Raw genomic sequence first — 22868 nt, forward strand, 5'->3', positions numbered from 1 at the left:
TGGACGCCAACTGTCAGAAAGGGCAAGCACCTTGACCGAGCAGACCACTCCTTCGCCCGCCGGCCGGGAGGCCGCCGTGTGCCGCCGCCTCGTGGGCCGTACGGCCGTCGTCACCGGAGCCGGCAGCGGCATCGGGCTGGCCACCGCCCGCCGCCTCACCACCGAGGGCGCGCACGTCGTGTGCGCGGACATCGACGAGAAGGCCGGCAAAGCCGCGGCGGAGGAGACCGGCGGTCTCTTCGTCCAGGCCGACGTCACCGACCCCGAACAGGTCGAGGCCCTCTTCAGGACCGCCTACGACACCTACGGCTCCGTCGACGTCGCCTTCAACAACGCCGGGATCTCCCCGCCCGACGACGACTCCATCCTCCGGACGGGACTGGAAGCCTGGAAGCGCGTCCAGGAGGTCAACCTCACCTCCGTCTACCTGTGCTGCAAGGCCGTCCTGCCCTACATGCAGCGGCAGGGCAGGGGCTCGATCATCAACACCGCCTCCTTCGTGGCCGTGATGGGCGCCGCCACCTCGCAGATCAGCTACACCGCCTCCAAGGGCGGCGTCCTCGCCATGTCCCGCGAACTGGGCGTGCAGTTCGCCCGCGAGGGCATCCGCGTCAACGCCCTGTGCCCCGGGCCCGTCAACACCCCGCTGCTGAAGGAACTGTTCGCCAAGGACCCCGAGCGGGCCGCGCGCCGCCTCGTGCACGTGCCCGTGGGCCGCTTCGCCGAACCCGAGGAGATCGCCGCCGCCGTGGCCTTCCTGGCCAGCGACGACTCCTCCTTCGTCAACGCCGCCGAGTTCCTCGTGGACGGCGGCATCGCCGGGGCGTACGTCACCCCGCTGTAGTCCGCCGCCCCGCTGTAGGGTCCATGGTCGAACGCCGGGTCCGCCACGCGCGGAACCCGGCGTCCGTCCTGCCGTTTTCGTACCGATAGAGACCTCATGCGCAAGAAGACCGCCATAGTCGCCGGCCTCGCTGCCGCCGTGACCCTCGCCGCCCCCCTGCCCGCCGCCACCGCGGCCCCCGCGCACACCCCGCGCGCCCACTGCCCGCAGCTGGATGTGAACATCCCCTGGTTCGGCGACAACCGCGCCAAGCTCCAGAAGATGATCGACGAGCGCGGCACCTGCTCCGGCAAGCGCGGCCCCCGCCCCGTCGCCGCCTTCGACTGGGACAACACGGTCGTCAAGAACGACATCACCGACGCGACCCTGGCCTGGGCCCTGAACCACGACAAGATCCTGCGGCCCAAGAGCTGGCGGGACACCAGCAAGTGGCTCACCCCCGCCGCCGACCGCGCCCTCACCGAGGCGTGCGGCACCTCTGTGCCCGTCGGCAGGCCCCTGAAGACCTCCGCCAACGCCCGCTGCGCCGACGAGATCATGGAGATCCGCGAGAAGTCGCGGACCATGGCCGGCGAGCCCGCCTTCGCCGGGGACTGGAACCACCGCCGCACCGTGCCCGCCTACGCCTGGATCCCCCAGCTGTTCGCCGGACACACCCCCGCCGCGCTGCGCTCCTTCGCGAGCCAGGCCCGCGCCGAGCAACTCGCCGCGCCCGTCGGCCGCAAGCAGACCGTCGGCACCCACACCATGGCCGGCTACGTCCGCTACTACGACCAGCAGAAGGACCTCATCCGCACGCTCAAGGCGGCCGGCTTCGACGTCTACATCGTCTCCGCCTCCTCCGAGCCCATCGCCGAGGCCTGGTCCGGCGGCGTCGGCATCGACCGCAAGCACACCATCGGTATCCGCAACATCACCGAGCACGGCCGGCTGACCACCCGCATCCAGGGCTGCGGCGACGTCACCACGACCGGCGGCGAGGCCCTGCCGTACATGGACGGCAAGCGCTGCTGGATCAACCAGGAGATCTTCAAGATCAAGGGCAAGTCCGCCTGGCAGCAGCAGGACTTCGCACACCGCATCGCCCTCGGCGCGGGCGACGCCGACACCGACGTCACCTTCGTCGGCGACGCCACGGGCGCCCACCTGGCCATCAACCGCAACAAGCCGGAACTGATGTGCCGCGCCTACGACAACGCGGACGGCCGCTGGGTGGCCAACCCGATGTTCATCGACCCGATGCCGCGCAAGGAGGGGGCCTACCCCTGCGCGACGTCCGGTGCCACGCATGAGGACGGTTCTCGGGGTCCGGTTCTGCGCAACGACGGTTCTGTGATCGCCGATCAGCTGGACAAGGCCGTCTGACGCAGCTGTGGGCAGTCGTTCCGCAGGGCGGAACGGGTGGGCACAGCCCACCCACCGGGCCGCACCCGGCAACGAGACGCTCAGCAGAACGTCTGCCCCTCACCCCGGTACGTGGGTATCGTCGATACAACCCGCTCCCCGGACACAAGCCGCAACACGGAGAACCGCTCACACAGCTCACCGGCCTTCGCATGGCGAAACCACACGTTGTCCCCCACCAAAAGATCATCCGCAGCCGCCCCCAGCAATGGGGTCTGCACCTCCCCCGCCCCCTCCCGCGGAGCAACCCGTAACCCGGCCGGCAGCCAAGGCCGGGGCAGCCGGTCCGCCCCCGGAACCCCCGAGGCCACATACCCTCCGCCCAGCACCGTCACCATTCCCACCCCGGGCCGCCGGACCACCGGCAGCGCGAAGAACGCCGCCGGCCGCCCCCGGAAGGAGCGGTAGTCGTCGAACAGCGCCGGGACGAACAGCCCGGACCCGGCGGCCACTTCGGTCACGGCGGCCTCGGCGGCCGTGTGCTGCACACTCCCCGTGCCCCCGCCGTTGACGAACTCCAGCTCCGCCACGGCCCGTACGGCCCGTACCGCCTCCGCCCGCCGCACGGCCAGCTCCTTGCGGGCCGCACGCTGCATCAGCCGGATCGCGGCGCTGCCCAGCGGCCGGCCCGCGACCGCGTCCCCGACGCCGGCCACGTGCGCCTCGTACGCCATGAGTCCCACCACGCGGAAGCCGGGCCGCCGCCCGACCGTCCACGCGAGCTCCGCGAGCCGCCCCGGATCGCGCACCGGGGAGCGCAGCGCCCCGATCCGCACCCGGCCGCCCAGCAGCCGCAGTGAGGTGTCCAACTCCAGGCAGACCCGCACCTCCTGGCTGCCCCGCGCGCTCTCCCGGGCCGCGTCGATCAGCGCGAGCTGCACCGGGTCGTCCACCATCACCGTGACGGCGGCGGCCAGTTCGGGGTCGGACGTCAGCTCGGCGAAGGCCGCCCGGTCCGCCGAGGGGTACGCCACCAGCACGTCCTCGAAGCCCGAACGCGCCAGCCACAGGGCCTCCGTGAGCGAGTACGCCATCACCCCCGAGAAGCCGTCCCGGGCCAGCACCCGCTCCAACAGGGCCCGGCAGCGCACCGACTTGCTCGCCACACGGACGGGCTTGCCGCCCGCCCGCCGCACCAGGTCGGCGGCGTTCGCGTCGAACGCGGGGAGGTCGACGACGGCGAACGGGGCGTCGAGTCCGGCCGTGGCGCGGTCCAGCCGGGTCCGGTCGGCGCGGGAACCAGTGACGGGGCGCATGGGGCGCAGCCTGCCAGAGGCCGGGCGCCCCGGGTAGGGGGAGGGCCGTGCCGCACGAAATGGCCCCGCCGCGACCGGCACCGTAGAGTGACCGTACGCCGTGGGCCGCGCGCCGGTGGCGGGATGTCCGGATACGAACCGGCCTGCCCCGAAAGGCGATCGGGGCGGTACGGGCGCCAGCTCGCGAGGGGGAGCGGGGTTTGAGCACCGAAGCGGACCGGCCGGCGCCGGGGGCGCCCGGCGCGGCGGGCCTCCGCATCGATGACGAGCCGTCAACAGTGCGCTTGCGTACGGCGCCGAGGGCCACCTGGTCCGTCCCCGAACAGCGCGCCGGAAGCGTGCTCGCCCCGCCGTCGCCCCCGTACCCGCCCGACCCCGCGGCCGTCCCGGCCGGGCCCCGCGGCCGTGCCCGCGCCGTCGTGGCCGCCGTCTGCCTGATCCTCGGCGTCGGGCTCATCTGCGGGGCGGTGGCCGGGAGTTGGCTCACCAGGGCGCGGGGCGCGGACTCCGCCGCCGAGCGGGACTTCGCGCTCGGCGGATCGCTGTGGCGCACCGTGCCCGTCGACGAACTCTTCCCGCCCGCCGTGCACGGCGCGAACGCCGGGCCCGGGGGAGCGGAGCGCGACTGGATCCGCGTCGGGGTCGCCCCGGACGGCGACTGCGCGGGGGCGTTCGACGCGGCCCTGGCCCGCGTGCTGGCCCCGGCGGGCTGCGCCCGGCTGCTGCGGGCCACGTACACCGACGCCACGTCCACCAGCGTGACCACCGTCGGCCTGCTCGTCACCACCGCCGACAGCACCGGCATGCGCGCCCTGCGCGAGCGCTTCGCCGGCGAACACCTCGACGAGCGCCCGGAGATGCTGCCCCGCCCGTACGCGCCGCGCGGCACCGCCGCCGAGCGCTTCGGCGACACGCAGCGCGCGGCCTGGCACATCGGCGTCCTCACCGACGCCCCCGCCGTCGTCTACACGGTCACGGGCTTCGCCGACGGCCGCACCGTCACGACCCCGCAGCCCGCCGCCCGCGCGCTCGCCCCCCGGGCCACAACGGCCCCCGCCCAGGCGGGCCTCGGCCACGAGGCGACCGCCCTCGCGGAGCGGATGGAGGAGGGCGTACGCGCGGCACTGCGGCGGGCGGTACGGGAGGACCGGCGATGAGAGCACGAGCCCACGGGGACCCCCCGACGGCCGACGGCCGGCCGGCGCCCGGCGAGACACCCGCCCGCCCCGCCGTCGCGCCGGGCGCCCGGGAACAGCGCGTACGGCCGGCGACCCGGACGACCGGGCCCGCCCCGCAGGTCGCGTACGGCCCGCCGGGCCCGGCAGCCCGTGCCGCCTTCGCGGCGGCCGCGCGGCCGGGAGCCGTAGAGGCGCCGCGTGCGGTGGCAGCCGACGGTGTGTCCGCGCACGCTGTCGGTCCTGCCGGCCTCGCCGGCCCTGCGGCAGTGGCCCCGCAGGTCGCGTACGGCCCGCCGGGCCCGGCAGCCCGCGCTGCCTTCACGGCGGCCGCGCGACCGGGAGCCGTAGAGGCGCCGCGTGCGGTGGCAGGTCCCGACGGTGTGTCCGCGCACGCTGTCGGTCCTGCCGGCCTCGCCGGCCCTGCGGCAGTGGCCCCGCAGGTCGCGTACGGCCCGCCGGGCCCGGCAGCCCGCGCTGCCTTCGCGGCGGCCGCGCGGCCGGGAGCCGTAGAGGCGCCGCGTGCGGTGGCAGGTCCCGACGGTGTGTCCGCGCACGCTGTCGGCCCTGCCGGCCTCGCCGGCCCTGCGGCAGTGGCCCCGCAGGTCGCGTACGGCCCGCCGGGCCCGGCAGCCCGCGCCGCCTTCACGGCGGCCGCGCGACCGGGAGCCACGGAGGTGCCGCGTGCCGTGGCGGATCCCGCCGGTGCGTCCGCGCACGCTGTCGGTCCTGCGGCAGCCACGCCGCCGGGAGCCGCGACCGGGCGGCGTGCCACGACGGGCGCTACCGGGACGCCTCCGCGCCGAGCCACCCCCGCCGTCCCCGCGACAGCCCCGCAGTCGGAGGCCGCGAAGCCGACGCGAGCCGTCACGGACCCGGCCCGGCGGCCCGCCCGCCGTCCGCTCGCCACCGCCCTCGGCGGCGCGCTCCTGCTCGGGCTGCTCGGGACCGGAGTCCCCAGCGCGCGCGCCGACGCCATCCGTGCCCAGCAGTGGGCGCTCGACGCGCTGCACACCGAGGCTGCCTGGCGGACCAGCAAGGGCGCCGGGGTGACCGTCGCCGTTCTCGACACCGGTGTCGACGACGGGCATCCCGACCTTGCCGGGCAGGTGCTGTCCGGCAAGGACTTCGTCGGGTTCGGGGCCGGGCCCGGGGAGCGGAGCTGGGCCCGGCACGGGACCGCCATGGCCGGGATCATCGCGGGGCGCGGCCACGGGCCCGGCCGGGGCGACGGCGTCGTCGGGATCGCCCCGGAAGCGAGGATCCTGCCCGTCCGCGTGATCCTGGAGGACGGCGACCCGTCCCGGACCAGGGCCCGCGGCGCGCGCGGCCACGCCCTCGCCGAGGGCATCCGCTGGGCCGCCGACCACGGCGCCGACGTCATCAACCTCTCCCTCGGCGACGACAGCGGCACCGCCCACCCCGAACCGGGCGAGGACGCCGCCGTGCGGTACGCCCTCGACAAGGGCGCCGTCGTCGTCGCCTCCGCCGGCAACAGCGGCGAACAGGGCGACCCCGTCTCCTACCCCGCCGCCTACCCGGGCGTCATCGCCGTGACCGCCGTCGGCCGCGACGGGGGCCGCGCCCCGTTCTCCACCCGGCACTGGTACGCGGCCGTCGCGGCGCCCGGCGTCGACGTCGTCATCGCCGACCCCGACCGGCGCTACTACGAGGGCTGGGGCACCAGCGCGGCCGCCGCGTTCGTCTCGGGGGCGGCCGCGCTCCTGCGCTCCGCGCACCCCGGGCTCAGCCCCGCCCAGGTCCGCGCGCTCCTCGTCGGCACCGCACGCGACACCCCGCCGGGCGGCCGCGACGACGCGCTCGGCGCGGGCCTCGTCGACCCCGCCGCCGCGCTGGCCGCCGCCGAGCACCTCACGCCCCGGCCGCAGCGCCCCGCCGTGGTCCCGTACGCCCACCGGTACTTCGGCGACGACCCGGCCCCGCCCCGTCCCGACGACGGCCCCGCCACCCCGGGCACCCTCGCCCTGACCGCGGCGGCCACCGGTGTCGTACTCCTGGCAGCGGCCTTCGCCCTGTGGCGCACGGCCCCGACGGGGCGGCGGTGGAGGGGGGCCCGGCAGCGCTGACCCGGGGGCCGCCCGGAACCGCGGCCTCCCGTCGGGCCCCGCCCCCGGCCGGGATAGGCTCGGCGCGTGGCGCTCAAGAACATCCCGGACCCCGGTTTCTCCGACGACGACGGCTCCGCCGACCCCGAGTTGGCGGCGGCGCTCGCCGCCTGGTCCGCCGACCGGTCCGCCGAGCCGCGCGTGCTCGCCGCCCTCACCGGCGCGCGGCTGCTCGTCCCCGTGGTCGCCGTGCTCGGCGAGGTCGAGGAGGGGCTGGGGGCACCCCCGTCGAAGACAGGGGGAGGCCTCAAGCGCGAGAAGACCAGTGACATGGCCGTGCCCACCCTGCAGGCCCCCGACGGCCGGCGCGCGCTGCTCGCGTTCACGTCGGTGGAGTCGCTCAAGCGCTGGCGCCCCGACGGCCGCCCTGTGGCCGTACCCCTGCACCAGGCCCTCCGGGCGGCCGCGCACGAGAAGGCCGACACGGTCGTCCTCGACGTCTCCGGCCCCGTCACCTACCAGCTCACCGGCCCCGCCCTGCTCGCCCTGGCCGAGGGCCGGGTGAGCACCGACCCGCTGGAGGACCCGGCGGTCGCCGAGGCGCTGCGGGGCGTCCTGGCCGCCGAGGAGGGCGTGCTGAGCGCCCACCTGGCCCCCTCGGCCGAGGCCGACGGCACCCTCGCCCTCGCGCTCGTACCGCAGGCCCCGCCCGCCGAGGTCGTCCAGCGCGTCGCGGGGGCGCTCGCGGCCGACGAGGTGCTGCGCGCCCGGCTCGTGCGCGGCCTGGACCTGGCCCTGCTGCCCGCGGGCGCCAGCGTGCCGGGGGAGCCGCTGTTCCGCCGCTGAGCATCCCGGCGCGGGTGGTGTCCATCCAGCGCCCCTGATCGCCGACAGGCGCCCGGCCGTGGATCGTCCGACAATGCCAGGGACAGTCCACGAGCCCCTCAGGAGGACGCCATGGACGCCGTCAAACTGGGGTCGGTCCAGCTCGACCCCGTCCAGACGAGGACCGTCGCGGCCGAGTTCCTCGGCACGGCGCTGCTGGTCTTCTTCGCGGTAGGCTCCGCGGTCCTCGCGGCCGACTACATCGGCGTGCTCGGCATCGCCGTGTCCTTCGGCTTCACCCTGCTGGCCCTCGCGTACTCCTTCGGTCCGATCTCGGGTTGTCACGTCAATCCGGCCGTGACCCTGGGCGTGCTGCTGGAGGGCCGGATCTCCCTGCACACGGCCATCGAGTACTGGATCGCCCAGCTGGTCGGCGGCATCGTCGGCGCGGCCGTGCTCTTCCTGGTCGCCAAACAGGTGCCGGGCCTGAAGACCGAGGGTGCCTTCGGCAGCAACGGCTTCGGGCACCGCTCGGCCGTGCACATCAACACCTTCGGCGCCCTGGTCGCCGAGATCGTGCTGACCTTCCTGCTGGTGAGCGTCTACCTCGCGGTGACCCACAAGGTCGCGGTCGTCGGCTTCGACGGCCTGCCCATCGGGCTGGCCCTGGCGGCGATCCACCTGGTGGGCATCCCGCTGACGGGCACCTCCGTGAACCCGGCCCGCAGCCTGGGCCCCGCCCTGTTCGCGGGCGACGGTGCCCTGTCGCAGCTGTGGCTGTTCTTCGTCGCCCCGCTGATCGGCGGTGCCCTCGCCGCGTACGTGCACCGGATCACCCACCCGCCGCAGGGCTCGGTGAACCTCGCCGACGAACTCGCGGTCGGCCGCAGGTACAAGGAGAACAACAAACGCCGGGGAGGCAACGAGGGCGAGGGCACGGCGGGCATCGCCTGACCCGCCCGCCGGGGGCCGTATCCGGTGCGTGCCCGCGCCGGAGCGGCCCGTATCGTGGGCGCCATGAGCGACGCGACCCCCATCAGCAACGACTCCACCACCGGCCCCGCGGACGCCCCCGCCGAGGGGGCTCCCGACTTCGACGCCCTCACCCGCGACATCGCGGACGTGCCGGCGGTCGAGGTGATCACCACGGTCGCGGTCCATCTGATGAGCGCGGCGGCGGTCAGCCTCGGCCTCGCCGAGGACGGCGAGCGGCACAAGGACCTGGACGAGGCCCGCAAGCTGATCACCGCCCTCGCGGGGCTGGTCACCGCGAGCGCCACCGAGGTGAGCAACTTCCACGCGGGCCCGCTGCGCGACGGGCTGAAGTCGCTCCAGCTCGCCTTCCGTGAGGCCTCGGTGGTGCCCGACGAGCCGGGCCAGGGGCCGGGCGAGAAGTTCACGGGCCCGGTCTTCGCCTGAACCCGTGTCCGGGCCCGGGACCGTGTCCCGGCCTGGACCCGGTGGGTGCGCCGGGGCCGCGCTCCGGTGCACCGGGTTAGCACCTGTTCGGCATGTTTGATAACCTCGTGTAGCGACCGGCCGGACACTCATGTGTACGGCCCACAAGTGGAGGCTCCGAACTCCCACCTCGTCGGCCAGTGGCCGGCAGGTCTCCGGTCAGGCGGTGCCCATCGTTCCGTACGGACGATGGAGCCGCCGACATACGCCCCGCGGCGCAGACCGTGGCGGTGTTCCGGTTTCTGGAGCCCCGCCTGTGTCCCGTCCGGGGCATTTTTCTTGCGCCGTCGCGGTTGGTCTGACGAAAGACGTTACGCGGCCCCCTGCCGGACGGCCGTGTGGTGCTACCGAGGAGGATCCATCAGCGCCGAGCCCCGCATCAACGACCGGATTCGCGTTCCCGAGGTGCGACTTGTCGGTCCCAGCGGCGAGCAGGTCGGCATCGTGCCGCTTGCCAAGGCCCTGGAGCTTGCGCAGGAGTACGACCTCGACCTGGTCGAGGTGGCGGCGAACGCACGCCCGCCGGTCTGCAAGCTCATGGACTACGGGAAGTTCAAGTACGAGTCGGCCATGAAGGCCCGTGAGGCGCGCAAGAACCAGGCGCACACGGTCATCAAGGAGATGAAGCTCCGGCCGAAGATCGACCCGCACGACTACGACACCAAGAAGGGTCACGTCGTCCGGTTCCTCAAGCAGGGCGACAAGGTCAAGATCACGATCATGTTCCGTGGTCGCGAGCAGTCCCGGCCCGAGCTGGGCTACCGACTGCTGCAGCGGCTCGCGGAAGACGTCCAGGACCTGGGTTTCGTCGAGTCGAACCCCAAGCAGGACGGCCGCAACATGATCATGGTTCTCGGTCCGCACAAGAAGAAGACCGAGGCGATGGCCGAGGCCCGCGAGGCCCAGGCCGCCCGCAAGGCGGGCCGCCGGGACTCCTCCGCCGCGGCCGCTGCCGAGGAGCCTGCAGAGGCGTGATCCCGGGGCGTGCGCGCCCCGGATCGCCCCGGGGCACCCGCCCCGGACAGCAAACGAACACAGCTGACGTTCCCGCCTGCCCCACCGCGGGCGGAGAGCGCCACCGACGAGGAGATACGGCGCGATGCCGAAGAACAAGACGCACAGCGGTGCCAGCAAGCGCTTCAAGATCACGGGCTCCGGCAAGGTCATGCGGGAGCGCGCCGGCAAGCGCCACCTGCTCGAGCACAAGTCGTCCAAGCTGACGCGTCGCCTCACCGGCAACGCCGAGATGGCCCCGGGCGACGCCAAGAAGATCAAGAAGCTTCTCGGCAAGTGACGCCGGACACCCCGCCGGCCCTCAAGGCCCGGGGTGCGCGTCGACGACCGGGACCCAATCGTTTCCGGGCCGCGTGAGAGACAACCGCGGCCCCGCTACAAGGAGTTAAACAAGTGGCACGCGTCAAGCGGGCAGTCAACGCCCACAAGAAGCGCCGGGCGATCCTCGAAGCGGCCAGCGGCTACCGCGGCCAGCGGTCCCGCCTGTACCGCAAGGCCAAGGAGCAGGTCACCCACTCCCTGGTCTACAACTACAACGACCGCAAGAAGCGCAAGGGCGACTTCCGTCAGCTGTGGATCCAGCGCATCAACGCCGCTGCCCGCCAGAACGGCATGACCTACAACCGCCTCATCCAGGGTCTGAAGGCCGCCAACATCGAGGTGGACCGCAAGATGCTGGCCGAGCTCGCGGTCAACGACATGAACGCGTTCGCCGCGCTCGTCGAGGTCGCCCAGAAGGCGCTGCCGGCCGACGTCAACGCCCCGAAGGCCGCCGCCTGACCGGCGCCCCCGAGGCTGTGAACGGACCCGCAGGCCCGGCCTGCGGGTCCGTCGCCGTATCGGCCGCCGTGCAGGCCGTCGTGCCGGCCGCCGTACGAGGCCCGCGCCGTCCCCCGCGCACCACCCCGGACAGCACCACCCCGGACCCCACAGAAGGTAAGTGAGCCGCCGCCCATGGGCACCCCCGAGCTGATCTCCCCGCGCTCCCCCCGCGTCGTCGCCGCCCGGCGGCTGGCCAAGCGCAGTTTCCGGGTCAAGGAGCGCCGGTTCATCGCCGAGGGCCCGCAGGCCGTCCGCGAGGCGATCCTGCACCGCAGCGGGGCCGAGCCCACCCTCGTCGAGCTGTTCGCGACGGCCGAGGCCGCCGAACGGCACGAGGAGATCGTCTCCACCGCGCACGCCGCCGGGGTCCGGGTGCACTTCGCCTCCGACGAGGTGGTCGCCGGCCTCTCGCAGACCGTCACCCCGCAGGGCCTGATCGGCGTCTGCCGCTTCCTGGACTCGCCGTTCGAGACGATCCTCGCCGCCCGCCCCCGGCTCGTCGCCGTCCTCGCGCACGTCCGCGACCCCGGCAACGCGGGCACCGTGCTGCGCTGCGCCGACGCCGCCGGAGCGGACGCCGTCGTACTCACCGACGCCTCCGTGGACCTGTACAACCCCAAGTCGGTACGGGCGTCGGTCGGTTCCCTCTTCCACCTGCCGGTCGCCGTCGGCGTCCCCGTCGAGGAGGCGGTGCGCGGGCTGACCGGCGCGGGCGTACGCGTACTGGCCGCCGACGGCGCGGGCGAGCGCGACCTGGACAGCGAGCTCGACGAGGGCACCATGGGCGGGCCCACCGCCTGGCTGTTCGGCAACGAGGCCTGGGGGCTGCCCGCCGAGACCCGGGCGCTCGCCGACGAGGTGGTCCGCGTCCCCATCCACGGCAAGGCCGAGAGCCTGAACCTCGCGACGGCCGCGGCGGTGTGCCTGTACGCCTCCGCCCGTGCGCAGCGCGCACCCGGAGGGTGCCGCTGCGTGACCTCCAGCTAGTAGGGTTGCCCCCCGGGGGGATCGGGAGGGGGTGCGGATGATGAATGCCAGGACGCCGGGAAGCGTGGCCGACACCGCTCCGGCCGCCGCGGACGGCAGCGCGTGCGCCGGGTACGAGGGCGGGGCGGGGGAGACCACCCCGGCCGCTTCGGTGCCCCACCCCGACGAGCTGCCCGACGGCCTCGTCGTCGCCGACGAGAACGGGCGGGTGACCTGCTTCAACGCGGCCGCCGCCCGGATCACCGACGTCCACCCCGCCGAGGTCCTCGGCCGGCCCCTGGAGGCCGCCCTGCCCCTGGAGGACCTGGACGGCCGCCGCTGGTGGCCGCTGACCGACCCCTACGGCGGGCCCGTCACCCGGGTCGGCCAGCCCGAGCGCAATCTGCTGCTGCCCGGCGGCCGCGAAGTCCTCGTCACTACCCGGTACGTGCGCGAGCGGCCCACCGGGCGCGTGCTGCGCCTGGTGGTCCAGCTGCGCGGCACCGAGGCCCGGCGGCGCACCGAGCGCAGCCACGCCGAGCTCATCGCCACCGTCGCGCACGAGCTGCGCTCCCCGCTGACCTCCGTCAAGGGGTTCACGGCGACCCTGCTCGCCAAGTGGGAGCGGTTCACCGACGAGCAGAAGCGGCTGATCCTGGCGACCGTCGACGCCGACGCCGACCGCGTCACCCGGCTCATCGCCGAACTCCTCGACATCTCCCGCATCGACTCCGGACGCCTGGAGGTGCGCCGGCAGCGCGTGGACATCGCCGCCGCCGTGCGCCGGCACGTCCTGGCGCACACCACCGCCGGCCAGCGGCCCGAGCGCTTCCTGATCCGTGTCGTCGAGCCGCTGCCCGAGCTGTGGGCCGACCCCGACAAGGTCGACCAGGTGCTCGGCAATCTGCTGGAAAACGCGGTGCGCCACGGCGAGGGAACGGTCACCATAGAAGTCGCGCCCGCGCGCACCAAGGCACGGGCGGAAGGCACGGCGGTGACCGTGAGCGATGAGGGACCAGGCATTCCGGAGGAATCGATGAGCCGCGTCTTCACCCGCTTCTGGCGGGGCAGCAAGCGCGGCGGCACGGGCCTGGGGCTGTACATCGTCAAGGGCATCGTCGAGGCCCACGGCGGGACGATCACGGTGGAGCGGGCCGCTCGCGGCGGCGCGCAGTTCCGATTTACCCTGCCCGTGGGCACCCCGGCCGTGCTCTGCCAGTCCTGACGGCACCCGCCGCGGCAGGCAGCGCCCCTCCCGGATCGGCAGCCCGCGGGCCCACCCCACCGCACGCGCCCTTTAGACTCGACCTTTGGCACCTTTGGCACCACCTTTGGCCAAGGTCGTCGGGCGAAACCGCGCAGCGCACGAAGCCAGCCCATCGGAAGCACGGGAAGAGATGTCCGCACCCAATAAGTCGTACGACCCTGTCGAGGTCGAGGCACTGAAACCGGAAGAGATCGAGCGCAGGACGGCCGAGGCGCTCGCCGCCTTCGCCGCCGCCGGGGACCTCGACGCGCTCCACGAGGCCAAGGTCGCGCACACCGGCCCCACCTCGCCGCTCGCCCTCGCCAACCGCGAGATCGGCGCCCTGCCCCCGCACGCCAAGGCCGAGGCCGGCAAGCGCGTGGGCATGGCCCGCGGTGCCGTGAACAAGGCGCTGGCCGCCCGGCAGGCCGAGCTGGAGGCCGAGCGCGACGCCCGGGTGCTGGTCGAGGAGGCGGTGGATGTCACCCTGCCCCACGACCGCACCCCCGCCGGCGCCCGGCACCCGCTGACCACCCTGTGCGAGCGCATCGAGGACGTCTTCGTCGCCATGGGCTACGAGGTCGCCGAGGGCCCCGAGGTCGAGGCCGAGTGGTTCAACTTCGACGCCCTGAACATCGCCCAGGACCACCCGGCCCGCGCCATGCAGGACACCCTCTTCGTGCAGGGCCCGGTCCGGGCCGGCGAGGAGGACTCCGGTGTCGTGCTGCGCACCCACACCTCCCCGGTGCAGGTGCGCTCCATGCTCGACCGCGAGCCCCCCATCTACGTGGTGTGCCCGGGCCGCGTCTACCGCATGGACGAGCTGGACGCCACCCACACCCCGGTCTTCCACCAGGTCGAGCTGCTCGCCATCGACGAGGGCCTGACCATGGCCGACCTCAAGGGCACCATCGAGCACATGGTGCGCGCCCTGTTCGGTGAGGGCCTGACGACCCGGCTGCGCCCCAACTACTTCCCGTTCACCGAGCCGTCCGCCGAGCTGGACATGCAGTGCTACGTGTGCCGCGGCACCTCGGTGGGCAACCCCGACCGCTCCTGCCGCACCTGCTCCAGCGAGGGCTGGATCGAGCTGGGCGGCTGCGGGATGGTCAACCCCCGCGTGCTGACCGCCGCGGGCATCGACCCGGAGAAGTACAGCGGCTTCGCCTTCGGGTTCGGCATCGAGCGAATGCTGATGTTCCGCCACAACGTCGAGGACATGCGAGACATGGTCGAAGGTGACGTGCGCTTCACCCGGCCGTTCGGGATGGAGATCTGATGCGCGCCCCGCTTTCCTGGCTGCGGGAATACGTCGACCTCCCCGCCGGTGAGACCGGCCGGGACGTCCAGGCCAAGCTCGTGGCCGCCGGCCTGGAGGTCGAGCGCGTCGAGCAGCTGGGCGCCGAGCTGACCGGCCCGCTCGTCGTCGGCAAGGTCCTGACCATCGAGGAGCTGGAGGGCTTCAAGAAGCCGATCCGCTTCTGCACCGTCGACGTGGCGGGCGCCAACGGGACCGGTGAGCCGCAGGAGATCATCTGCGGTGCCCGCAACTTCGCCGTCGGAGACAAGGTCGTCGTCGCACTGCCCGGCGCCGTCCTGCCCGGCGACTTCCGGATCGCCGAGCGCAAGACCTACGGCCGGATGTCGCGCGGCATGATCTGCTCCGGCGACGAGCTCGGCATGGGCGACGACGGAAGCCACGGCATCATCGTGCTGCCGCCCGAGCACGAGGTCGGCACCGACGCGATGGAGCTGCTGGAGCTCGTCGACGAGGTCCTCGACATCGCGGTCACCCCCGACCGCGGCTACTGCCTGTCGATGCGCGGCATCGCCCGCGAGGCCGCGACCGCCTACGGGCTGCCGCTGCGCGACCCGGCCCTGCTGGACGTGCCCGCGCCCAACGCCTCCGGCTACCCGGTCAAGGTCGCCGACCCGGCCGGCTGCGACCGCTTCACCGCCCGCACGGTCACGGGCCTGAACCCCGAGGCCCGTTCGCCGATCTGGCTGCAGCGCCGGCTCCAGAAGGCGGGCATGCGCCCGATCTCGCTCGCCGTCGACGTCACCAACTACGTGATGCTCGAACTGGGCCAGCCGCTGCACGCCTACGACCGCGCCCGTCTCGACGGCCCCATCGGTGTGCGCCGCGCCCAGCCCGGCGAGAAGCTCACCACCCTCGACGGCGCCAAGCGCGTCCTGGACGCCGAGGACCTCGTCATCACCGACAGCTCCGGGCCGATCGGCCTGGCCGGGGTGATGGGCGGCGCCGACACCGAGATCGCCGACCACGCCGCGGGCCGCGGCAGCACCGAAGTGGTCATCGAGTCCGCCCACTTCGACCCGGTGCCGATCGCCCGTACCGCGCGCCGGCACAAGCTGTCCACCGAGGCGTCCAAGCGCTTCGAGCGCGGCGTCGACCCGCAGGCCGCCTCCGCCGCCGCCCAGCGCACCGTCGACCTGCTGGTGCTGCTCGCGGGCGGCACCGCCGAGGCCGGCGTCACCGAGGTCGCCACCCCCGGCGCGCCGCGCACCATCGCGATGGCCGCCGACCACCCGGACCGCGTCGCCGGCGTCGACTACGGCCGTGAGACCGTCGTGCGCCGCCTCCAGCAGGTCGGCTGCGACGTCTACGGGCAGGACGAGCTGATCGTCACCGTGCCCAGCTGGCGCCCCGACCTGACCGACCCCAACGACCTCGCCGAAGAGGTCGTCCGGCTGGAGGGCTACGAGAACCTGCCCGCCACCCTGCCGCAGCCGCCCGCCGGCCGCGGTCTGACCGAGCGGCAGCGGCTGCACCGCCGGGTCGGCCGGGCCCTCGCCGGCGCCGGCTACGTCGAGGCGCTGAACTACCCGTTCCTCGGCGAGGGCGTCTTCGACCAGCTGGGCCTGGAGGCCGACGACGCGCGCCGCACCGTGGTGCGCCTGATCAACCCGCTCGCGGACACCGAGCCCGCGCTGCGCACCACGCTGCTGCCGGGGCTGTTCGCCGCCCTGCGCCGCAACGACGGCCGCGGTGAGCACGACCTCGCGCTGTTCGAGACCGGTCTGGTCTTCCTGCCGACCGGCTCCGAGCCCGCCGCGGCCCGGCTGCCGATCGACCGCCGCCCCACCGACGAGGAGATCGCGGGCCTGAACGCCGCGCTCCCCAGCCAGCCCCGGCACGCCGCCGTCGTCCTCGCCGGCGCCCGTGAGCAGGCCGGCTGGTGGGGCAAGGGCCGCCCCGCGACCTGGGCGGACGCCGTCGAGGCGGCCCGTACGGTCGCGGCTGCCGCCGGCGCCGAGCTGATCGTCCGCCAGGACCAGAGGGCGCCGTTCCATCCCGGCCGCTGCGCCGCGCTGCTCGTGGTGATCGACGGCCAGGAGGTGTTCGTCGGCAACGCCGGTGAGCTCCACCCCCGCGCGGTCAAGGCGCTCGGCCTGCCGGAGCGCACCTGCGCGATGGAGATCGACCTCGACCGCCTGGAGCAGGCGGGCGCCGGTGTCGTCGAGGCACCGCACGTGTCCGCCTTCCCCGTCGCCACGCAGGACGTCGCGCTCGTCGTCGACGGCTCCGTCGCCGCCGCCGACGTCGAGGCCGCGCTGCGTGACGGCGCCGGTGAACTCCTCGAATCGCTGCGCCTGTTCGACGTCTTCACCGGCGAACAGCTCGGCGAGGGCCGGAAGTCGCTGGCCTACGCGCTGCGTTTCCGCGCCTCCGACCGCACCCTGACCGCCGAGGAGGCCGGCGCGGCGCGTGACGCCGCTGTGGCCGCCGCGGTCGAACGCACGGGGGCGGTACTGCGCGGCGCGTGACGGCGCGCGGACGGCTTCGCACGCCGTCACCCCGTGCCGCCAGCCGTAGCGGCAGGTCAACTGCCGTGCCGGCCCAAGGCCGTGGAGGGGCGCATCCGGGTCACCGGGTGCGCCCCTCGCGCACACCGTCCCCGAGTGTGTTCGAATATCACTCAATGGGGTGGAAACGAACGCTGTGATATCAACGTAGCTCTGCGTGCTCGCGAGAATGACGCGTTGTCGCGGCTAGGGGGCTGGCGCATGATCCGGACACAGGCGGGAGTACGGGCGCTGGTCTTCGCGCTCCCCGGACTGTGGGTGCTCGCCGTGATCGTCTGGGAGTCGGCCGCCTCCCGACGCGCCCCGGCCCTCCAACTCCTCGCCGCCACCCCCGCGATCGCCTGCGCCGGCACCGGCAGACGGCAGTGCATCACGATGTCCACCCTGTGCGCCCTGTTCGTGCTGTTGCCCTACGGCCCCTCCAGCACCGTCGACGCGGACGTACGTGTCGGCACGTGCTGCGCCATCCTGGCCGTGGTCGGCGCCAGTTACGTCATCACCGGCCGCCGCATGCGGCTGCTGCGCGAGCTGGACCGCGCCCACGAAGTCGCCGTCACCGCCCAGCACGCGCTGCTGCGGCCGCTGCCGCCCGCCCTCGGCGGCGTCCGCATCGCCGCCGGCCACCTGTGCGCGAGCCACGGCACCCTCGTCGGCGGCGACCTCTACGAGGTGCTGGCCACCGCGCACGGCCTGCGCGTCGTCATGGGGGACGTGCGCGGCCACGGCCTCACCGCCGTCCACACCGTCGCCGCCGTGCTCGGCAGCTTCCGCGAGGCCGCGCACGACGAAGCCGAACTCCCCGCCGTCCTGCGGCGGCTGGAGCGCACCTTCCAGCGTCACCTGAAGGACCGCCGGCACGTCACGGCCCCGGCGCGCCCCGGGCAGGAACGCTTCACGGACGAGGAATTCGTCACCGTCCTGCTGCTGGAGCTGCACGCCGACGGCTCCGTGGCGGCCCTCAACTGCGGCCACCCCTGGCCGCACCGGCTCTCCGCCACCGGCCGCAGCAGCGCGCGGGCCGTCCCCGCCTGCGAGGAACCACTGCCCCCGCTCGGGCTGTTCCCGCTCCCGCCCGAACTGCCCGTCTCCCGGCTGACCCGGCTGCGCCCCGGCGACGCCCTCGTCCTGCACACCGACGGCGCCGAGGACGCCCGCGACCGGCGCGGCACCTTCTTCCCCCTCGCGAACGCCCTCGCCGAAGCGGCCCGCTGCACCCCGCTCGTCCCGGCACGCGTCGTGGAACGGGTGCAGTCGGCACTGCTGCGGCACACGGGCGGGAGGATCACGGACGACATCGCACTCCTGGTCCTGGGCCGCTCGGGAGCGGCCAAGGGGGCGCTGCCAGGGGGCAGTTGACGTTCCCGGCCGGCCCGGTCCTGCGTTCCCGCCCGTTGCCGGCCCCTGCCGGAGGGGTGCGGGCAGGGCCGCGTGGGACGGACGGCTCGCCCGTCGTCCCGCTGTACGGCCAGTCGCCGCCCGCGCATCGGCCCCTGCCCGGTCGTCCTGCGCTCCCGCCCTGCTGTCGGCCCTTGCCGGAGAGGTGTGGGCAGGGGGGCGCGTGGCGGACGGCTCGCCTGCCGTCCCGCGCGGTACGGCCAGTGGCCGTCCGAGCACCGGCCCCCGTCCCGGTCCGCGCACCGGATCCCGTCCCGTTCCGTGCGCCTGGTCCCGGCCCGGTCCGTCCACCCGGCGGCGCCGGTCCCGTGCTCACGCGCGTTGTCGGCTCCTCCCTCCGCGCACCGGATCCCGTCCCGTTCCATGCGCCCGGTCCTGGCCCGGTCCGTTCACCCGGCGGTGCCGGTCCTGCGCTTCTGCGCGCGCCCGGCCCCGTCCGCCCGCAGCCGACCGCCGCCCGGCCGTAGAGCCGGCCCCCGTCCCCGCGCCTGGCCCCTGTCCGCGTGCCCGGCCCCGTCCCCGCACCCGGCCCGGTCCGCTCGCACCCGGCTGCCGCCGGTCCGTACACCCGGCGGAGCCGCTCCTGTGCTCCCACGTGCCTGGCCCCCGTCCCCGCACCCGGTCCGGTCCGCTCGCACCCGCCCGCACCCGGCCGCCGCCCGTCCGTACAACCAGCCCCGTCGCTCGCCACGGTCACCGCCCACGCTGCCGTCGCCCCGCCGCAGCCGATCCCCACCGATCGCCGTCGACCGCAACCGACCGGCCCCCACCGGCACTTGACCCTTCCGTGCACGCCTCGGGCCCGGAACCGACTGCCCCGTCACCCCCGCCCCCGCCCCTCGTTGTGCCTCGGAGCCGCCCGCCGCGCGGCACCCGTGGCCGCAGCACCCGAGGAGGCGTTCGTACCGTGACCGCACCTCCCGCGCCGCCCGCGCACGGACCCGGGGAGGTCGTGCGCAGCCTCGTGCCCGCGCGGATCGACCGGCTGCCCTGGTCGCCCTTCCACACCAGGATGGTCGTGGCGCTCGGTGTCGCCTGGATCCTGGACGGGCTGGAGATCACCGTGGCCGGCGCGGTCGCGGCCGTCCTCACCCGGAGCGACACCCTGCGTCTGACCGCCGGGGACGCGGGCCTGATCGCCACGGTCTATCTCGTCGGGCAGGTCGCCGGAGCGCTGTGGTTCGGGCGGCTCGCGGACCGGCTCGGGCGGCGCCGGCTCTTCCTGCTCACCTTCGGCGTCTACCTCTTCGGCAGCGGACTGACCGCCCTGACCCTCGGTCAGGGCACCGCCTGGAACGCCTTCCTGTACTTCACCCGCTTCCTCGCCGGCACCGGCATCGGCGGCGAGTACTCGGCCATCAACTCCGCGATCCAGGAAATGGTCCCGGCCCGCTACCGGGGCCGCGTCGACCTCCTGGTCAACGGCACCTACTGGGCCGGCGCGATCCTCGGCACCGCCGCCGAACTGTGGCTGCTGCACACCTTCCCGGACCGGATCGCCTGGCGGCTCGGCTTCCTGCTCGGCCCCCTCCTCGGCCTCACCGTCTTCCTGATCCGCCGTCAACTCCCCGAGAGCCCCCGCTGGCTGGCCATGCACGGCCGGCCGGCCGAGGCGGAGGAGGCCATCGCCCGCATCGAGCGCGAGGTGGAACGCGCCGGGCACCGCCTCGCGCCCGTCGACGCGGACCGGGCCATCCTCCTCCGGCAGACTCCGCGCGCCGGCTACCCCACCCTGCTGCGGCTGCTGTTCCGCCGCTACCCGGGCCGCTCCGTGCTCGGCTCCTCGCTGCTGATCACCCAGTCCTTCCTCTACAACGCCATCTTCTTCACCTACACCCTCGTCCTGACCCGCTTCTACGGCGTCGACGCGGACCGCGCCCCGCTCTACCTCATGGGCTTCGCCGCCGGCAATCTGCTCGGCCCGGTCCTGCTCGGCCCGCTCTTCGACACCGTCGGCCGGCGCCGCATGATCGCCGGTACCTATCTCTTCTCCGGCGTCGCCCTGGCCCTGACCGCCGCCCTGTTCCAGGCCGACGTGCTCAGCGCCACCACCCAGACCACCGCCTGGTGCGTCATCTTCTTCTTCGCCTCCGCGGGCGCCTCCGCCGGATATCTGACGGTCGGTGAGATCTTTCCGCTGGAGGTGCGCGGCCAGGCCATCGCCGTCTTCTTCGCGCTCGCCCAGTGCGTGGGCGCCACCGGCCCCTATCTGTACGGGCACCTGATCGGCGACGGGCACGACCGCACCCGGCTCTTCCTCGGCTATCTGCTCGGCGCCGCCGTGATGATGCTCGGCGGCCTGACCGAGGTCTTCCTCGGCGTCGACGCCGAAGGCACCGCGCTGGAGGACGTCGCCGCCCCGCTGTCCGCCGTCGCCTCCGCGCCCGCCCTGCCCGCCGCGAGCGTGCCGCCGCCCCTGGAGTCCGTACCGCAGGAACCGGAGGGCGCCGGACCGCGCGCCGCGGCCCAACAGGCGCGAAAGCGGCGGGAGTCGGGCGAGGGAGAGGAACCCGGCGCACCGGTCTGATGCCCCAGCGCGACGGCCGGTTCACACCCCGTGCGAAGGGATCTCCACTACGCTGATCCCACCGAGCGCTTCGGAGGCAGGTCGGAGGGCAGGATGGAGCCCAATACTCTTCTCGACGCCATCCTCGACGAGGCCGGCATCTCCCATGCCGGTCTGGCGGCCCACGTCAACGCGGCGGGCCGGGCCCGGGGGCTGGCACTGCGGTACGAACACACCGCCGTGGCCCGCTGGTTGAAGGGCCAGCGGCCCCGCGGCCAGGTGCCGGACCTGATCTGCGAGGTCCTCGGCGAGCGGCTGCACCGCCCGCTCACCCTAGACGACATCGGCCTGGGCAGGCCCGGCAGTCCCCGGCTGCCCAACACCCCGCTCTCGGGCTTCGTCGAGCGCGCCACCGCCCTGTGGCGCTCCGACGAACAGCAGCGTGAGCACGTCGTCACCGCCCCCGCCGTCACCGGCACCCCCGCCGTCATCCCCGTCTGGGAGTGGGAGAACCCGCCCGAGGACGCCGATGTCTCCCGGCGCGGCCTCACCCGCGTCTCCATGGACGACATCGAGATGCTGCGCGCCGCCCGCACCCACTACGAGCAGATGTACCGCAAGGCCGGCGGCATCGCCACGCGCGCCCGCGTCGTGGGCTTCCTCAACGCCGAGGCCGCGCCCCTGCTGCGCGGCAGCTATCCCGACGAGACGGGCCGGCAACTGCACCGGGCCACCGGCGGACTGGTCGCCGTCGCGGGCATCTGCGCGTACGACTCCGACGCCCACGGACTCGCCCAGCGCTACTTCCACCAGGCGCTGCGGCTGGCCAAGGCCAGCGGCGACCGCGGACTCGGCGCGTACGTCATCGCCCTGCTCGTCAACCAGTCGCTGTTCATGCGGGAGTACCGGCAAGCGGTCGCGTTCGCCGAGTCCGCGCTGCGGGCCGCGGGCGCGGAGCTCACCCCGGCGCTCGCCGCCGACCTCTACGCCATGCAGGCCAAGGCGTACGCGCGACTCGGCGACGGCGCCGGCGCGCTCGCCTGCATCCGCCGCGCCGAGACCGCGGCCGAACGCATCCGCCGCGGTCAGGAGCCCGCCGAGACCGGCTACGTCCAGCCCGGCCTGGTGAACGTCCAGGTGGCGGAGGCGCTGCTGAGCCTCGGCGACCTCGGACCCGCCCGTGAGCACGCGGACCGGGCCGTCGACACCCCCGCGCACGACCGGGGCCGTGTCCACCGGCTCGCCATGCTCACGCACATCGAGCTGCGTCAAGGAGACGCGGACAAGGCGGTGGCCACCGCACGGGAGATGACCGAGCAGGCGAGAGGCATGGAATCGCAGCGCTTACGGGATCGGCTCCGGGCGGTGCGCGAGCACCTGATCGAAAGTGGGTGTGCGGCGACGGCCGAGGCCGCAGAAATGATCGACGGGGCGCTGCGCGTGCCCTTGTGAGTTCAGCGCCCGGGGAGGTGGCCACCTCGGCGGAAGGTGGCAACACGTGCGTTGGAAGAATCTCAGGGAGCGGACCGTCTACGCGAACCGCTGGTTCCGGGTCAATCTCGCGGACGTCGAACTCCCCGATGGCCGCCACCTCGACCACTTCCTCATCCGGCTGCGGCCCGTCGCCGTGGCCACGGTGGTCAACGAGGCCAACGAGGTCCTGCTGCTGTGGCGGCACCGCTTCATCACCGACAACTGGGGCTGGGAACTGGCGGCCGGCGTCGTCGAGGACGGCGAGGACCTCGCCTACGCGGCGGCCCGGGAGATGGAGGAGGAGACGGGCTGGCGGCCCGGCCCGCTGCGGCACCTGATGTCGATCGAGCCCTCCAACGGCCTCACCGACGCCCGCCATCACATCTACTGGTCCGACGAGGCCGAGTACATCGGCGAACCCGAGGACGACTTCGAGTCGGACCGCAGGGAGTGGGTACCGCTCAAGCTCGTCCCCGACATGATCGGCCGCGGTGAGGTGCCGGCCGCCAACATGGCGGCCGCTCTGCTGCTGCTGCACCACATCCGGCTCGGCTGACCCCGGATCAGGGCTCTTCCTGGTCACGGGCCGC

At 74.2% G+C, this 22868-nt stretch carries 19 protein-coding genes; 18 read left to right on the top strand and 1 reads right to left on the bottom strand.

Features of this window, described 5'->3' with window-relative positions; all coding sequences use genetic code 11:
- The first annotated feature begins 31 nt into the window (after positions 1-31).
- Positions 32-844, top strand: coding sequence for a 3-oxoacyl-ACP reductase (locus tag ACFP1Z_RS23825; protein WP_390319258.1), 813 nt, complete (start codon positions 32-34; stop codon positions 842-844).
- Between the two features lie 96 nt (positions 845-940).
- On the top strand, positions 941-2209 hold the full coding sequence (locus ACFP1Z_RS23830; RefSeq protein ID WP_390319259.1) for an HAD family hydrolase: 1269 nt from the start codon (positions 941-943) through the stop codon (positions 2207-2209).
- Positions 2210-2289: 80 nt separating this feature from the next.
- On the opposite strand, the gene ACFP1Z_RS23835 is transcribed toward ACFP1Z_RS23830, so the two are convergent.
- Positions 2290-3504 (bottom strand): amino acid deaminase/aldolase, encoded by a 1215-nt coding sequence (locus ACFP1Z_RS23835; RefSeq protein WP_390319261.1) that lies wholly within the window; start codon positions 3502-3504, stop codon positions 2290-2292.
- Between the two features lie 200 nt (positions 3505-3704).
- Between ACFP1Z_RS23835 and ACFP1Z_RS23840 the strand changes: the two genes are divergently transcribed.
- From ACFP1Z_RS23840 to ACFP1Z_RS23915, 16 genes are all read left to right on the top strand, one after another.
- The gene (locus tag ACFP1Z_RS23840; protein ID WP_390319263.1) at positions 3705-4661 is read left to right on the top strand and encodes a hypothetical protein; all 957 of its coding nucleotides are present in this window, start codon (positions 3705-3707) and stop codon (positions 4659-4661) included.
- Between the two features lie 947 nt (positions 4662-5608).
- A complete protein-coding gene (gene mycP / locus ACFP1Z_RS23845) occupies positions 5609-6766 on the top strand; it encodes a type VII secretion-associated serine protease mycosin (protein ID WP_390319498.1) in 1158 nt (385 codons plus the stop codon).
- A 66-nt stretch (positions 6767-6832) separates the two neighbouring features.
- Complete coding sequence (locus ACFP1Z_RS23850) at positions 6833-7591, top strand: SseB family protein (RefSeq protein WP_390319265.1); 759 nt, start codon at positions 6833-6835, stop codon at positions 7589-7591.
- Between the two features lie 111 nt (positions 7592-7702).
- Positions 7703-8524, top strand: coding sequence for an MIP family channel protein (locus tag ACFP1Z_RS23855; RefSeq protein ID WP_390319266.1), 822 nt, complete (start codon positions 7703-7705; stop codon positions 8522-8524).
- Between the two features lie 63 nt (positions 8525-8587).
- Positions 8588-8989, top strand: a complete 402-nt coding sequence (locus ACFP1Z_RS23860; protein ID WP_390319268.1) for a DUF1844 domain-containing protein — start codon at positions 8588-8590, stop codon at positions 8987-8989.
- Between the two features lie 375 nt (positions 8990-9364).
- Positions 9365-10003 (top strand): translation initiation factor IF-3, encoded by a 639-nt coding sequence (gene infC, locus ACFP1Z_RS23865; protein WP_390319271.1) that lies wholly within the window; start codon positions 9365-9367, stop codon positions 10001-10003.
- Positions 10004-10127: 124 nt separating this feature from the next.
- The gene (rpmI, locus tag ACFP1Z_RS23870) at positions 10128-10322 is read left to right on the top strand and encodes a 50S ribosomal protein L35 (protein WP_071964711.1); all 195 of its coding nucleotides are present in this window, start codon (positions 10128-10130) and stop codon (positions 10320-10322) included.
- Between the two features lie 113 nt (positions 10323-10435).
- Positions 10436-10822, top strand: coding sequence for a 50S ribosomal protein L20 (gene rplT / locus ACFP1Z_RS23875; RefSeq protein WP_390319273.1), 387 nt, complete (start codon positions 10436-10438; stop codon positions 10820-10822).
- Positions 10823-10996: 174 nt separating this feature from the next.
- Positions 10997-11851, top strand: coding sequence for a TrmH family RNA methyltransferase (locus tag ACFP1Z_RS23880; protein WP_390319275.1), 855 nt, complete (start codon positions 10997-10999; stop codon positions 11849-11851).
- Positions 11852-11891: 40 nt separating this feature from the next.
- Positions 11892-13055 (top strand): sensor histidine kinase, encoded by a 1164-nt coding sequence (locus ACFP1Z_RS23885; RefSeq protein WP_390319277.1) that lies wholly within the window; start codon positions 11892-11894, stop codon positions 13053-13055.
- A gap of 172 nt (positions 13056-13227) precedes the next feature.
- Complete coding sequence (pheS, locus tag ACFP1Z_RS23890; protein ID WP_390319279.1) at positions 13228-14355, top strand: phenylalanine--tRNA ligase subunit alpha; 1128 nt, start codon at positions 13228-13230, stop codon at positions 14353-14355.
- A complete protein-coding gene (gene pheT / locus ACFP1Z_RS23895; RefSeq protein ID WP_390319281.1) occupies positions 14355-16865 on the top strand; it encodes a phenylalanine--tRNA ligase subunit beta in 2511 nt (836 codons plus the stop codon). The genes pheS and pheT overlap by 1 nt, the downstream gene beginning before the upstream one ends.
- Positions 16866-17105: 240 nt before the next feature.
- On the top strand, positions 17106-18260 hold the full coding sequence (locus tag ACFP1Z_RS23900) for a PP2C family protein-serine/threonine phosphatase (protein ID WP_390319283.1): 1155 nt from the start codon (positions 17106-17108) through the stop codon (positions 18258-18260).
- Positions 18261-19206: 946 nt separating this feature from the next.
- Positions 19207-20826: an MFS transporter gene (locus ACFP1Z_RS23905; RefSeq protein WP_390319286.1), complete on the top strand. Its 1620-nt coding sequence runs from the start codon at positions 19207-19209 to the stop codon at positions 20824-20826.
- Positions 20827-20919: 93 nt separating this feature from the next.
- Complete coding sequence (locus tag ACFP1Z_RS23910; protein WP_390319288.1) at positions 20920-22257, top strand: tetratricopeptide repeat protein; 1338 nt, start codon at positions 20920-20922, stop codon at positions 22255-22257.
- Between the two features lie 46 nt (positions 22258-22303).
- Entirely contained in the window at positions 22304-22834 is a 531-nt protein-coding gene (locus ACFP1Z_RS23915) for an NUDIX hydrolase (RefSeq protein ID WP_390319290.1), read from the top strand.
- Positions 22835-22868: the final 34 nt, after the last annotated feature.

It is taken from the genome of Streptomyces gamaensis, assembly GCF_042656465.1.
Lineage (GTDB): Bacteria > Actinomycetota > Actinomycetes > Streptomycetales > Streptomycetaceae > Streptomyces > Streptomyces gamaensis.